Raw genomic sequence first — 12,902 nt, forward strand, 5'->3', positions numbered from 1 at the left:
GTCGCAAGCCGGCGCCGGCCGCCGATACGCAAGCAGTTGCCGGTGCCGAGGAGGCAGGTGGCGACGCGCAGCCGCGATCGGATCAGTCCGCGCAAGGGGCTCGCAAGCGCCGTCAGCAGCCGCAACGCAAGGCTGCGCTGGTAGATGGCGACAACAAGCCAGCCTCGCAACAGCCGGGTCGCCGTAACAAGGGCGGTCAGCGCAAGGGTCAACAGCCTGGTGGCAAGCCGGGTGCTGACAGGGGCGACCAGCGTGTCGAGCAGCGCCAGGGCGACAAGCCCGGTCGGCAAGCCGGCAAGGGCGGCGCGAAGCCTGCTGCCGGTGGCGAGGATCTGTTCCGCTTCGTGATTTCCGAGCAGTTCGATCAGGAAGACACGATCGTGCCGCGCACCAAGGCCAAGCCGGTGCGCGAACTGTCCGCTGACGACGACGCGCCCAAGCTGCACAAAGTCCTGGCGGAGGGTGGACTTGGCTCGCGCCGCGAGATGGAAGAGCTGATCCTGCAGGGGCGTGTGTCGGTCAATGGTCTGCCTGCCCACATCGGCCAGCGTATTCTGCCGACCGACCAGGTCCGCGTGAACGGCAAGCTGATTCACCGCAAGGTGACGACCAAGCCTCCACGCGTGCTGCTCTATCACAAGCCTTCCGGCGAGATCGTCAGCCAGTCGGATCCGGAAGGCCGTCCGACCGTTTTCGATAGCCTGCCGCGCATCAAGAACGGCAAGTGGGTCGCGGTCGGCCGCCTCGACTTCAATACCGAAGGGCTGTTGATTTTCACCACGTCGGGCGATATCGCGAACCGTTTCATGCACCCGCGCTATGGCGTGGAGCGCGAATACGCAGTGCGCACGCTGGGCGAGCTGGCCGAAGCCGATCGTCAGCGACTGCTGCATGGCATTCAGCTCGATGATGGCGAGGCAAACTTCCTGCGGATCGCGGATGGTGGTGGCGAAGGCGTGAACCAGTGGTATCACGTGGCGCTGACCGAAGGCCGCAATCGCGAAGTGCGTCGCATGTTCGAAGCCGTCGGCCTGACCGTGTCGCGCCTGATCCGCACGCGTTATGGTCAGTTCCTGCTGCCGCGCGGCCTGAAGCGCGGTCGCTGGCAAGAATTGGATCCGACGGACGTGCGCGGCCTGATGGCCAACATTGGACTGAAGGCGCCGTCCAAGGAAGCCCAGAGCGGCGGCAAGGGTGTGACGAAGGTTGGCGGCCGCAAGCAGCGCGAAGAAGCAGCGCTGGCGGGCATGCCGATGCACACCGGCATGGATGGTCTGCCGCGCTACGAGAAGAGCGGTGGCCGGGGTGGTAATGCCGGGGGTGCGGGCCGAGGGCAGCCTGACCCGATGCAGACCTCGATGGGATACATTCCGTCCGGCCCTGCGCCGCTGACATCGCACACGACCAAGTTTGGCGGCGGGATGGGCGGTAGCCTGCGAGGCTCCGGCGCCGGTGGTGGTCGCGGCGGGCGGGGTGGCAAGGCCGGAAACGCTGGCAATGCGGGCAACGCAGGTGGCAATCGCCAGCGTCGCGGCGGCGGCGAGGTCAATGGAAATGTGATGCCAAAGGCCGCCAAGGGTGCGGGAGGCGGTAGTCGCCGTCCGCGCGGCCGAGGTCAGCGTTGATTGACGGATCGGGCGGTGCCGGCAATGGTCGGCAATCGCCCTGATCCGGAGCGGAACCTCGGAGGCTTTTGCCTTTTGGACATAATCCGCGTATAATCAAAGTCTATTCAAAAGTATCATCCTCGGCGAGGATGGGCGAATGATGGGCATTGCGCCCATTTTTTTTTGGTTCGCCCGTTTGTACTTGCGGCTGGTTTTCGTCACATGGCGGGCCGGCAGGATGATTGGGCAGGCAGGACGGTTTGCAGGTCGCGTCGAGCATCAATTCCGAGCGTATTGCGTTGTCCGGTGTCTGCCACAGTATTGAAGGCCACTACTCGGGATTACAGTGCATCTGGCAGATTTGATCGAAACCACCCTTATCGGCATGGGCTACGAGTTGGTTGAGCTTGAGCGTGCCCCGGCCGGACTTCTGCGTGTCTACATCGATCAGCCTGAAACTGGCATCGTCATTGAGGATTGCGAGAAAGTCAGTCGCCAGCTCACTCACGTGCTCACTGTGGAGAACGTTGATTACGAGCGCCTCGAAGTGTCGTCGCCAGGCCTGGACCGGCCGCTGAAGAAGTTGGCCGATTACGTTCGCTTTGCCGGTGCTGAGGTCAGGGTTACGCTGCGCCTGCCGGTCAATGGCCAGAAGAATTTCGTGGGCATCCTGTGTGAACCCGCAGGAGACGCTGGGGCCGAGAAGATCGGCCTGGAGTTCGAAGGCAAGGACGGTCCGGCACTGCTGGAATTCGCCATATCCGATGTCGATCGCGCACGTTTGGTGCCGGTGATCGACTTCAAGGGAAATCAAAGAAAAGGGAACAAGCAATGAGCCGCGAAGTTCTGTTGCTCGTCGATGCGCTAGCTCGCGAAAAGAACGTCGACAAGGATGTGGTTTTCGGTGCACTGGAGGCGGCTCTCGCCTCTGCCACCAAGAAACGTTTCGAGGAGGACGTGGATATTCGCGTCCATATCGACCGCGAATCCGGTGAGCACGAGACGTTCCGCCGCTGGCTCGTCGTTCCTGATGAACAAGGTCTGCAGGAGCCGGACAAGCAGATCCTGCTGTTCGAGGCACGTGAGCAGAATGCCGATATCCAGCTCGACGACTACATCGAAGAGCAGATCGAGTCGGTCGAGTTCGGCCGTATCGGCGCGCAGGCGGCCAAGCAGGTCATCCTGCAGCGTATTCGTGACGCCGAGCGCGAGCAGATCCTGAATGATTATCTGGATCGTGGCGAAAAGATCATGACCGGCACGGTCAAACGCGCCGACAAGAAGGGCCTGATCGTCGAGTCGGGCCGCGTGGAAGCGCTGCTGGCACGTGACCAGATCATTCCGAAGGAAAACCTGCGCACCGGCGACCGTGTGCGCGCGTATATCCTCAATGTGGACCGCGCCGCGCGTGGCCCGCAGATCGAGCTGTCGCGTACCGCGCCTGAGTTCCTGATCAAGCTCTTCGAGAACGAAGTGCCTGAAATGGAACAGGGCTTGCTGGAGATCAAGGCTGCCGCACGCGATCCGGGCGTGCGCGCGAAGATCGCCGTGGTGGCGCATGACAAGCGAATCGATCCGATCGGTACCTGCGTGGGCGTGCGTGGCACGCGCGTGACGGCCGTGCGTAACGAGATCGGCGGCGAGGCCGTGGACATCGTACTGTGGTCGGAAGATCCGGCGCAGTTCGTCATCGGTGCGCTGGCGCCGGCACAGGTGCAGTCGATCGTGGTCGACGAAGAGAAGCACAGCATGGACGTGGTGGTCGACGAGGAAAACCTCGCCGTCTCCATCGGCCGCAGTGGTCAGAACGTACGCCTGGCGTCGGAACTGACCGGCTGGCAGATCAACATCATGACGCAGGAAGAATCGGCGCAGAAGCAGGCCGAAGAAAGCGAAGTGGTGCGCAAGCTGTTCATGGCCAAGCTGGACGTGGACGAGGAAGTGGCGGACATTCTGATCGAGGAAGGATTCTCCTCGCTGGAAGAAGTGGCCTACGTGCCCATCAGTGAAATGATGGAAATCGAGGCATTCGACGAGGACACCGTCAACGAGCTGCGCAATCGCGCCCGCGATGCGCTGCTGACGATGGAACTGGCCCGGGAAGAAAAGGTGGAAGAGGTGTCGCAGGATCTGCGCTCGCTCGACGGCCTGACGCCCGAGCTGATCGGCAAACTGGCCGAAGGCAACATCCACACACGCGACGACCTGGCCGAGCTGGCCGTGGACGAACTGGTCGAACTGGCCGGCGTGGGCGAGGAAGAAGCCAAGGCGCTGATCATGAAAGCACGGGAACATTGGTTTAACTGAGGGACACGTCCGGGGTGAAGCCTGGACGCGCTTTCCGCACACGAATTGTCCCGACGTAGAAACCGAGCATTGAAAGGGTTTGAATGGCAAGCACAACAGTTGCCCAACTGGCCGCAGAACTGAGCCGCAGCCCTGCTGCACTGCTGGAACAATTGCAGGCAGCTGGGGTGGGCAAAGCAACGCCAGACGACGTCATCACCGAATCGGACAAGACCAGGCTGCTGGATTACCTGAAGCGGTCGCATGGTCAGTCCGACGACAGCGCGCGCAAGAAGATCACGCTGACCAAGCGTGAGACTTCCGAGATCCGCCAATCCGACTCCACCGGCAAGACTCGCACGGTGCAGGTGGAGGTGCGCAAGAAGCGCGTCCTGATCAAGCGTGACGACGTGGAATCTCACGGCGATGGCGCCGACTCCCAGGAATCGGCCGAGGCCGCTGCGGAGGAAGTGCGTCGCGATGAGGAACAGCGCCGCGAGCAGGCCGATGCCCTGGCACGCCAGGAAGCCGAGGCTCAGGCAGCCCGCGAGGCCGCCGAGCGCGAAGAAGCCGAACGCCGCGCCAAGCAGGAAGCCCTGGAGGCCGAACAGCGCCGCCAGGCCGAGCTGCTGGCCCAGAAGGCTGCTGAAGAAGCTGCCGCCGCACAGGCCGCAGCCGACGCCGCCGAGGAAACCGCGCGCAAGAAGGCAGAAGAAGACAAGGCACGTCTGGCCACGGAACGCGCGCAAGCGCAGAAGAACGCCGACGACGCCAAGGCTGCCGTCGACAAGGCGCGCGCCGAGCAGGACAGCGCGAAGGCTGCAGCCGACAAGGCGCGTGCCGAGCAGGATGCTGCCGCCCGTCGCCGCCGCGAAGCCGCCGAAGCGGAAGCCCGCGCGATTCAGCAGATGCTGAATGCGCCGGCACGTGTGCTGAAGGCGCCGTCGGAGCGCAAGGCCGAGGAAAAGAAGGCCGAGCAGACCGGCACGCTGCACAAGCCGGTGAAGCCGGCTGGCGCCACGACCGAAGCGAAGAAGGACGACAAGAAGCCCGCACCGGCGGCCACGACGACCACGGCTGCCGCTGGCGACAAGAAGGGCGCCAAGGGTGGCAAGACCGGTACCTGGCAGGATGAAAGCAGCCGCGGCAAGAAGGGCGGTGGCCTGAAGACGCGCGGCGATTCGTCCGGCGGTGTCGGTGGCTGGCGCAGCGGCCCGCGTGGCCGTGGCGGCAAGCACAATGCCGATGACGCACGCAGCAACTTCCAGGCGCCAACCGAACCGGTGGTACGTGAAGTGCACGTGCCGGAAACCGTCTCGGTGGCCGATCTGGCGCACAAGATGGCCGTGAAGGCATCCGAGGTCATCAAGCAGATGATGAAGCTCGGCCAGATGGTGACGATCAACCAGGTGCTGGACCAGGAAACCGCCATGATCGTGGTGGAAGAAATGGGCCACAAGGCGTTCGCCGCGAAGCTGGACGATCCTGAAGCGCTGCTGGTGGTGGATGGCGAGGATCACGCCGATGCCGAGATGCTGCCGCGTCCGCCGGTGGTGACGGTGATGGGTCACGTCGACCACGGCAAGACTTCGCTGCTCGACTACATCCGCCGCACGAAGGTTGCAGCGGGCGAAGCGGGCGGCATTACGCAGCACATCGGTGCCTACCATGTGGAAACCGATCGCGGCGTGATCACGTTCCTGGATACCCCGGGTCACGAGGCCTTCACGGCCATGCGTGCCCGCGGCGCCAAGGCAACCGACATTGTGATTCTGGTAGTGGCCGCCGATGACGGCGTGATGCCGCAGACCAAGGAAGCGATTGCGCACGCCAAGGCTGCCGGTGTGCCGATCGTGGTGGCGATCACCAAGGTCGACAAGCCCGAAGCCAACCCGGACCGCGTCAAGCAGGAACTGGTGGCAGAGCAGGTCGTGCCCGAAGAGTACGGTGGCGAGTCGCCGTTCGTGCCTGTTTCGGCCAAGACCGGCCAGGGCATCGACGATCTGCTCGAAAACGTGCTGCTGCAGGCCGAAGTGCTGGAACTGCGTGCACCGGTGGACGCCCCGGCCAAGGGCCTGGTGGTGGAAGCCCAGCTCGACAAGGGCAAGGGCCCGATCGCGACGATCCTGGTCAGCAGCGGCACGCTCAAGCGTGGCGATGTGGTGCTGGCTGGTAGCGCCTATGGCCGTGTGCGTGCGATGCTGGACGAAAACGGCAAGCCCTCCAAGGAAGCTGGCCCGTCGATCCCGGTGGAAATCCAGGGTCTGTCGGAAGTGCCTGCCGCCGGTGAGGAAGTGCTGGTGCTGCCGGACGAACGCAAGGCGCGCGAAATCGCGCTGTTCCGTCAGGGCAAGTTCCGCGACGTGAAGCTTGCGAAGCAGCAGGCCGCCAAGCTGGAAACGATGCTCGAGCAGATGGCCGAAGGCGAAGTGCAGACGCTGCCGTTGATCGTGAAGGCCGACGTGCAGGGTTCGCAGGAAGCGCTGGTGCAGTCGCTGCAGAAGCTGTCGACGGGCGAAGTGCGCGTGCAGATCGTGCACGGTGGCGTGGGTGGCATCTCGGAGTCGGACGTCAACCTGGCGACGGCATCGAAGGCGGTCATCATCGGCTTCAACGTGCGTGCCGACGCAGGCGCGCGCAAGCTGGCCGAGCACAACGGCATCGACATCCGCTACTACAACATCATTTACGATGCGGTAGACGAGATCAAGGCGGCCATGTCGGGCATGTTGGCACCGGAGAAGCGCGAGACCACGATCGGTCAGGTGGAAGTCCGTCAGGTCTTCCGTGTGCCGAAGGTGGGTGCGGTGGCTGGCTGTATGGTCACCGACGGTCTCATCAAGCGGAACTCGATGGTGCGCGTGCTGCGCAACAACGTGGTTATCCACGACGGCGAACTCGACTCGCTCAAGCGTTTCAAGGACGACGTCAAGGAAGTCAAGCAAGGCTTCGAGTGCGGTCTGTCGATCAAGAACTTCAACGACGTTCAGGAAGGCGACCAGCTCGAGGTGTACGAAATCACAGAGGTGGCGCGTACGCTGTAAGGCGATACGTAAAGACGGCAGGCTCCGGCCTGCCGTTTTCACTTCTGCTCACGCTCAGTTTTGAATGGCCAAGAAAGGCAATATCACCTCCCGTAACCTGCGCCTCTCCGATCAGATCCAGAAGGAACTGGCGGAGATGATCCAGCGCGAGATTCGCGATCCGCGCCTGGGCCTGGTAACGCTGCAGTCGGTGGCGCTGACGCCCGACTACGCGCATGCCAAGGTCTACTTCACGGTGCTCGGCGCCGAACCCGAGACGGCTGCCGCCATCCTCAAGGAAAAGGCCGGCTACCTCCATTCGTTGCTGTTCAAGCGGCTGCATATCCATACCGTGCCGACGCTGCATTTCCATCACGATACGTCGGTGGAGCACGCGATCGAGATGTCGAAGCTGATCAACGAAGCGAACGCCACGCGCGCCAAGGACGACGAGTAAGTCCACGGTTGCCCAAGTGGTGCCGGTGGATGCCGGCACCACGTTTTTCCTCCCCTGCAATGACCGATTCCTCCGCGACCCGACCGCCCCGGCTGCCACGCCGCGACGTGCACGGTGTGCTGCTGCTCGACAAGCCTCTGGGGCTGTCGTCCAACGATGCGCTGGTACGCGCCAAGCGACTGCTGCGCGCGAACAAGGCTGGCCACACGGGCACGCTGGATCCGCTGGCGACTGGGCTGCTGCCGCTGTGTTTTGGCGAGGCCACCAAGTTCTCCCAGGATCTGCTCGACGCGGACAAGACCTACGAGGCGAAAGTCCGGCTCGGCGCGACGACGACCACAGGCGATGCCGAGGGCGAGATCGTCGTCGAGCGGTCGGTGACATGCGATCGCGCCGCACTTGATGCGGCGATTGCGCGCTTTACCGGCGAGATCGAACAGGTGCCGCCGATGTACTCGGCACTCAAGAAGGACGGCAAGCCGCTGTACGAGTATGCGCGGGCCGGACAGACCGTCGAGCGCGCCGCGCGGCAAGTGACGATTCACGCCATCACGCTGCTGGACGTTGATTTGCCTGCGGCGACGTTCACGATGCGTGTCACGTGCAGCAAGGGCACCTACATCCGCACGCTGGCCGAAGACATCGGTGAGGCGCTGGGTTGCGGCGCGCACCTGACCGGGCTGCGCCGAACCGCTGTCGGAGATCTGACGCTGGAAGGCGCGGTCACGCTCGAGCAGATTGATGCACAGGCTGACGAGGCACGGCCGGGAATGCTCGCGCCTGTCGACGCCTTGCTGCAACGGTGCCCGCCGGTGCATCTCGATGCCGCCGCGACGGGGCGCTTTCTGCAAGGCCAGCGCATCGCACGCCGCGATCTGCCGGAAGGGCAGGTGCCGGATGAGGGCACGCTGGCACGTGTCTATGGCGACGAAGGGCGTCTGCTTGGCGTGGCGCGGATGAAGGAAGGGGCCTTGCGCCCCGAGCGGCTAGTCAAACTCTAGGACGCGGCACAAGTCACGCCCACGTAAAAAAGGCATCGGATGAACCCGATGCCTTTTTTATTCGATGTTCGACGTCAGTGCGCCCCGGCCGCTTCCGCGCCGCCGCCGCCCTTGGCGCGCTTGGTCAGCCAGACAAAGCCGATCAGCACGAAGAACAGCACGCCGGAAATCCAGAAGATGTCGTTGGCGCCGAGCATCGATGCCTGCTGCGAGATATTCCGCTCCATCAGGCCGATCGCCTGCATCCGGCTCATCCCCATCGACATCAGGTGGTCGAGCTGTGCCTGGTACGTCGGGTTATACGGATTGATCTGTTCGACCAACTGGGCGTGGTGCAGCGCCGAGCGGTTCTCCCAGATCGTCGTCGAGATCGAAGCGCCGATCGCGCCGAATGTGATCCGCACGAAGTTCGACAAACCGGAAGCCGCCGGGATCTTCTCGGCCGGCTGGCCAGACAGGATGATCGACGTCAGCGGGATGAAGAACATCGCCATTGCGGCGCCTTGTATCAGCGTCGGGATGATCAGCGCGCGCGTATCAACGGTTGTGGTAAAGCCAACACGCATGAAACTGACCACGCCAAACGTAATGAACGCAGCGGTTGCCACCCAGCGAGAGTCGACCTTCGGCAGGATGCGGCCGATGATTGGCGACAGGATGATCGCGAAGATCCCCACTGGCGCCATCACCAGACCGGCGTCCGTCGCGGTGTAGCCGATGATGGTCTGCAGCCACAGTGGCAGAATCACCAGGTTGCCGAAGAACAGCCCGTACGCCACGGAGATTGCCACCACGCCCGCGGCGAAGTTGCGTCCCTTGAACAGGTGAATGTCGACGATCGGGTGCTTCTCATAGTTCTCCCAGATCAGGAAGAACAGGAATCCGACTACCGCCACCACCGTCAGCGTCACGATGATCGAGGAATGGAACCAGTCAAGTTCCTTGCCCTTGTCGAGCATGAGCTGCATCGACCCCACCCAGATCACGAGGAGAGCCAGGCCGATGCGGTCGATTGGCAGGATCTTCGTCGGTGTTTCGCGATCACGATAGATGGCCCATGTGGCATACGCGGTCATGATGCCGATCGGCACGTTGATATAGAAAATCCACGGCCATGTCATGTTGTCGGAGATCCAGCCGCCAAGCAGGGGGCCCATGATCGGCGCTACGAGTGTAGTCATGCCCCATAGCGCCAGCGCCATCGAACTCTTGGCAACCGGATAGCTAGCCAGCAGCAGCGACTGCGACAGCGGGATCATCGGCCCGGCAACGGCGCCTTGCAGCACGCGCGCGGCCAGCAGCGTCTCCAGGTTCGGTGCCACGCCGCACAGCCAGGACGAGAGCACAAACAGCAAGATCGACAGCACGAACAATCGCACGGCGCCGAAACGCGTGGTCAGCCAGCCCGTCAGCGGCACCGAAATGGCGTTGGCGACGGCGAACGACGTGATGACCCAGGTGCCCTGGTTCGGCGACACGCCGAGGTCGCCCGAGATGGCCGGGATCGACACGTTGGCGATCGACGAGTCGAGCACGTTCATGAACGTGGCCAGCGACAGGGCGATGGTGCCAATGACGAGCTTGCCGCCCGTTAGCGGAGGGGGCGCGGCATGTCGGGCTGGCGCTGGCTTCGGCTTTGGGGCCGGCGTCGCGCCGGAATCCGGCACTGCGGTAATGGAATCTGCCATGGACTTCTCAGGCCGCGAATCAGGTGTTGGCAGGCTTGGCCGCTGCGCGTGCCGCGCTGGCGCCGCCCGGCGCCGCCGGTGCCGGCGTGCGGCCGCCGTTGTTGACGGAGATGATGCGGGCGATCAGTTCGTCGGCATCTTGCGCCACCTTGTCATAGACGTCCGTCTGCAGCGGCCGGGCGTTGGCTGCGGTGACCATCGCTGCGCCTTCTTCCTTGCGCACGTCAACGGTGACGTTCATCGACAGGCCGACACGCAGCGGATGCTCCTTGAGTTGTTGGGCGTCCAGCGCGATACGCACCGGCAGACGCTGCACCACCTTGATCCAGTTGCCGGTGGCGTTCTGCGCGGGCAGGAGCGAGAACGCCGCCCCGGTACCGGCCGAGAAGCCCTCGACATGGCCCTGGTACTTCACCTTCGAGCCATAGACGTCAGCTTCCAGTTCCACCGGCTGGCCGATGCGCATATGGGTGATCTGCACTTCCTTGAAGTTGGCATCGACCCAGACCTGATCGAGTGGCACCACGGCCATCAGCGGTGTGCCGGCGGCCACGCGCTGGCCAACCTGCACCGAGCGCTTGGCCACGTAGCCGGTGACCGGCGCCGGCAGCGTGGAGCGGGCGAACGACAGGTAGGCCGAACGCAGATTGGCGGCAGCGCGCTGCACGTTCGGGTGCTTTTCCACGGTGGTCTGGTCGGTCAATACCTGATTCGACGCGAGCTGCTCCTTCGAGGCAAGCAGCGCCGACTCGGCCGCTTTCAGCGCGGTCTGGGCGTGCGAGATTTCCTCGCTCGAGACTGCGCCCGAGCCGGCAATCGCCTGGCGGCGGCGCAGGTCATCGCGTGCCTTGGCCACATCGGCATCGCGCAATGCCACGTTCGCAGCCAGTGAGGCGTTGTTCACGTAGAGCGTGCGCACTTCACGCACGGCTTGCGCGAGTTGGGCTTCGGCCTGTTCCATGGCCACCTGCGTGTCGGCGCGGTCAAGCTGGATCAGCGGCTGGCCAGCGGTGACGAGTTGCGTGTCGTCGGCGGCGATTGACACCACCGTGCCGCCCACCAGCGGGGTCACCTGGACCACGTTGCCGGCCACATAGGCATCATCGGTGCTTTCGAAGTGCCGGGCGTAGAGGCCCCAGTACAGGCCATAGCCGATGCCGGCCACCACGATCGCGGCAGTGAGCGTCGTGAGCAGGCGCTTGCGCTTGCTGTCACCGGTTGGAGCGGGTTTCTGGCTGGCCGATTGCTGGTTGTTGCTCATATCGATCTCGTACGTATTTTCGTCGTGTCTTGCATTGCCCGGCGTATCAGCCCCGGGTGCCCTTTTCCGTGTTCTGTTCTACGGCCCCGGCTTTTTCGTCGGCTTCCTCGTGATAGCCGCCGCCGAGAGCCTTGATCAGGCCCATCTGCAGATCCAGGCGGCGCGCCTGCAGATCTGTCGCCTGACGGCGTTGCTGCAGCACGGTGCTCTCCGCGTTCAACACGGTCAACTGCGTGCCGAGGCCGGCCTTGTAGCGCGTGGTGGCCAGCGAGTACGCGTGCTCGGCCAGTTCGAGTGCTTCGCGCTGCGTCTTGATCTGCTGATCAACGCTGCGGATGCTGATCACCGTATCGGCGGCCTCGCGCAGCGCGTCGACCAGCGTCTGGTTATAGCTGGCCACGGCGATGTCGTACTGCGCGTACTTGCCCTTGAGGTTGGCGCGCAGGCGGCCACCTTCGAAGATCGGCAGGCGCAGCGTCGGGCCGAAGCCGAACGTGCGGCTGACACTCATCAACAGGTTGGCGGGGTCCAGCGACGCCAGGCCGGCGAACGCGGTCAGTGTCACGTCGGGCAGGAATTCCTTCTTGGCGACGCTGATGTCCTTGGACGTGGCCTCCACGCGCCAGCGGGCGGCAACGAGGTCGGGGCGGCGGCCGATCAGGCCGATCGTCAGGTCGTCCGGCAATTGTGGCGTCGGGTTAGCCAGCAGCGTCGGGCGCGTGATCTGCAGGCCGCGGTCCGGACCCTTGCCGAGCAGCGCGGCGATCTGGTTGCGCGCCAGGGCGATTTCCTCGTCGATGGCCTGCAGTTCCGTTTGCGCCGATGCAACCGTGGCACGGGCCTGCGTGGTTTCCACCTGGGTGTCGAGGCCAGCGGCCAGCCGCTGACGGGACAGATCGGTCAGGTCCCGGCGCTGGGCGATGGCACGTTCGGCCACGTCCCGCTGCGCGAAGAGCGCGGCCAGCCGGTTGTAGCTGCGTGCGATCGACGTGGTGAGCATCAGGCGTGCGGCCTGGCTCTCGGCCTCCATTGAGCGGTCATCCGACAGGGCAGCTTCGAGCGCGTCGCGATTCTTGCCCCAGAAGTCGAGATCCCACGACAGTCCGAACTGCAGGCGGGACTGGTTCTGCCAGGAGCCCGCTAGCGGCGTGCCAGTGAAGAGGTCGGTGGCCGAGAAGCGCTGGCGAATGATGCTGCCTTCGAAATCGACGCTCGGGTACAGCGCCGCGCGCGTGGCATCGGCCATTGCGCGCGATGCCTCCAGGCGTGCCAGCGCGACCTGCAGATTCGGGTTGTCCTTGACGGCTTCGTCGGCCAGTGCGCGCAGTTGCGGATCATGGAACTGGTCGACCCAGTCCTGTGACGGCCATTGGCCGTGATCGGCGGTGAACGTCTGCGGCGAGGCCATCGTGCCGGGTTCGGCCATCGTCTGCGTGCTGTGCGAATTACCCAGCGCGGCACAGCCGGAAATGACAGCGGCAGCCAGGACCGTCAAGGCCAGGCTGCCGGTGCGGGCCGCAACGCCATTGCGGCCGAGGGTGGAGGAAGGGGAGAGATTCATTGTGTGACTGTGACCAGA

9 protein-coding genes are annotated in these 12,902 nt (G+C 64.0%); 6 read left to right on the plus strand and 3 right to left on the minus strand.

The window, feature by feature from the left end:
• From rluB to truB, 6 genes are all read left to right on the plus strand, one after another.
• A partial coding sequence (rluB, locus tag D769_RS24615; protein ID WP_008650611.1) for a 23S rRNA pseudouridine(2605) synthase RluB occupies positions 1–1,625 on the plus strand: 1,625 nt, incomplete at its 5' end.
• Positions 1,626–1,953: 328 nt separating this feature from the next.
• Entirely contained in the window at positions 1,954–2,442 is a 489-nt protein-coding gene (gene rimP / locus D769_RS24620) for a ribosome maturation factor RimP (RefSeq protein WP_008650612.1), read from the plus strand.
• Positions 2,439–3,914, plus strand: a complete 1,476-nt coding sequence (gene nusA, locus D769_RS24625) for a transcription termination factor NusA (RefSeq protein WP_008650614.1) — start codon at positions 2,439–2,441, stop codon at positions 3,912–3,914. The genes rimP and nusA overlap by 4 nt, the downstream gene beginning before the upstream one ends.
• Positions 3,915–3,997: 83 nt before the next feature.
• Entirely contained in the window at positions 3,998–6,937 is a 2,940-nt protein-coding gene (gene infB, locus D769_RS24630; protein WP_008650616.1) for a translation initiation factor IF-2, read from the plus strand.
• Between the two features lie 64 nt (positions 6,938–7,001).
• Positions 7,002–7,373 carry a 30S ribosome-binding factor RbfA gene (gene rbfA / locus D769_RS24635; RefSeq protein WP_008650618.1) on the plus strand — a complete coding sequence of 124 codons (372 nt, stop codon included), beginning with the start codon at positions 7,002–7,004 and terminating at the stop codon, positions 7,371–7,373.
• 59 nt (positions 7,374–7,432) lie between these two features.
• Positions 7,433–8,374 (plus strand): tRNA pseudouridine(55) synthase TruB, encoded by a 942-nt coding sequence (gene truB, locus D769_RS24640; protein ID WP_008650619.1) that lies wholly within the window; start codon positions 7,433–7,435, stop codon positions 8,372–8,374.
• Positions 8,375–8,448: 74 nt separating this feature from the next.
• Here the strand turns inward: truB and D769_RS24645 are convergent, their stop codons facing one another.
• The 3 genes from D769_RS24645 to D769_RS24655 are packed head-to-tail and all read right to left on the minus strand — an operon-like array spanning position 8,449 to position 12,884.
• Positions 8,449–10,062 carry a DHA2 family efflux MFS transporter permease subunit gene (locus D769_RS24645; RefSeq protein ID WP_008650620.1) on the minus strand — a complete coding sequence of 538 codons (1,614 nt, stop codon included), beginning with the start codon at positions 10,060–10,062 and terminating at the stop codon, positions 8,449–8,451.
• 19 nt (positions 10,063–10,081) lie between these two features.
• The gene (locus D769_RS24650; RefSeq protein WP_008650621.1) at positions 10,082–11,323 is read right to left on the minus strand and encodes an HlyD family efflux transporter periplasmic adaptor subunit; all 1,242 of its coding nucleotides are present in this window, start codon (positions 11,321–11,323) and stop codon (positions 10,082–10,084) included.
• Positions 11,324–11,369: 46 nt separating this feature from the next.
• Complete coding sequence (locus tag D769_RS24655) at positions 11,370–12,884, minus strand: AdeC/AdeK/OprM family multidrug efflux complex outer membrane factor (protein ID WP_008650624.1); 1,515 nt, start codon at positions 12,882–12,884, stop codon at positions 11,370–11,372.
• Between the last annotated feature and the right edge of the window lie 18 nt (positions 12,885–12,902).

Origin of the sequence: Cupriavidus sp. HMR-1 (genome assembly GCF_000319775.1) — a bacterium.
Classification (GTDB): domain Bacteria; phylum Pseudomonadota; class Gammaproteobacteria; order Burkholderiales; family Burkholderiaceae; genus Cupriavidus; species Cupriavidus metallidurans.

Bases quoted from the DNA above. Each gene is read 5' to 3' on its own strand.
- nusA (WP_008650614.1), top strand. From the start codon at position 2,439: ATGAGCCGCGAAGTTCTGTTGCTCGTCGATGCGCTAGCTCGCGAAAAG.
- infB (WP_008650616.1), top strand. From the start codon at position 3,998: ATGGCAAGCACAACAGTTGCCCAACTGGCCGCAGAACTGAGCCGCAGC.
- rbfA (WP_008650618.1), top strand. From the start codon at position 7,002: ATGGCCAAGAAAGGCAATATCACCTCCCGTAACCTGCGCCTCTCCGAT.
- truB (WP_008650619.1), top strand. From the start codon at position 7,433: ATGACCGATTCCTCCGCGACCCGACCGCCCCGGCTGCCACGCCGCGAC.
- D769_RS24645 (WP_008650620.1), bottom strand. From the start codon at position 10,062: ATGGCAGATTCCATTACCGCAGTGCCGGATTCCGGCGCGACGCCGGCC.
- D769_RS24650 (WP_008650621.1), bottom strand. From the start codon at position 11,323: ATGAGCAACAACCAGCAATCGGCCAGCCAGAAACCCGCTCCAACCGGT.
- D769_RS24655 (WP_008650624.1), bottom strand. From the start codon at position 12,884: ATGAATCTCTCCCCTTCCTCCACCCTCGGCCGCAATGGCGTTGCGGCC.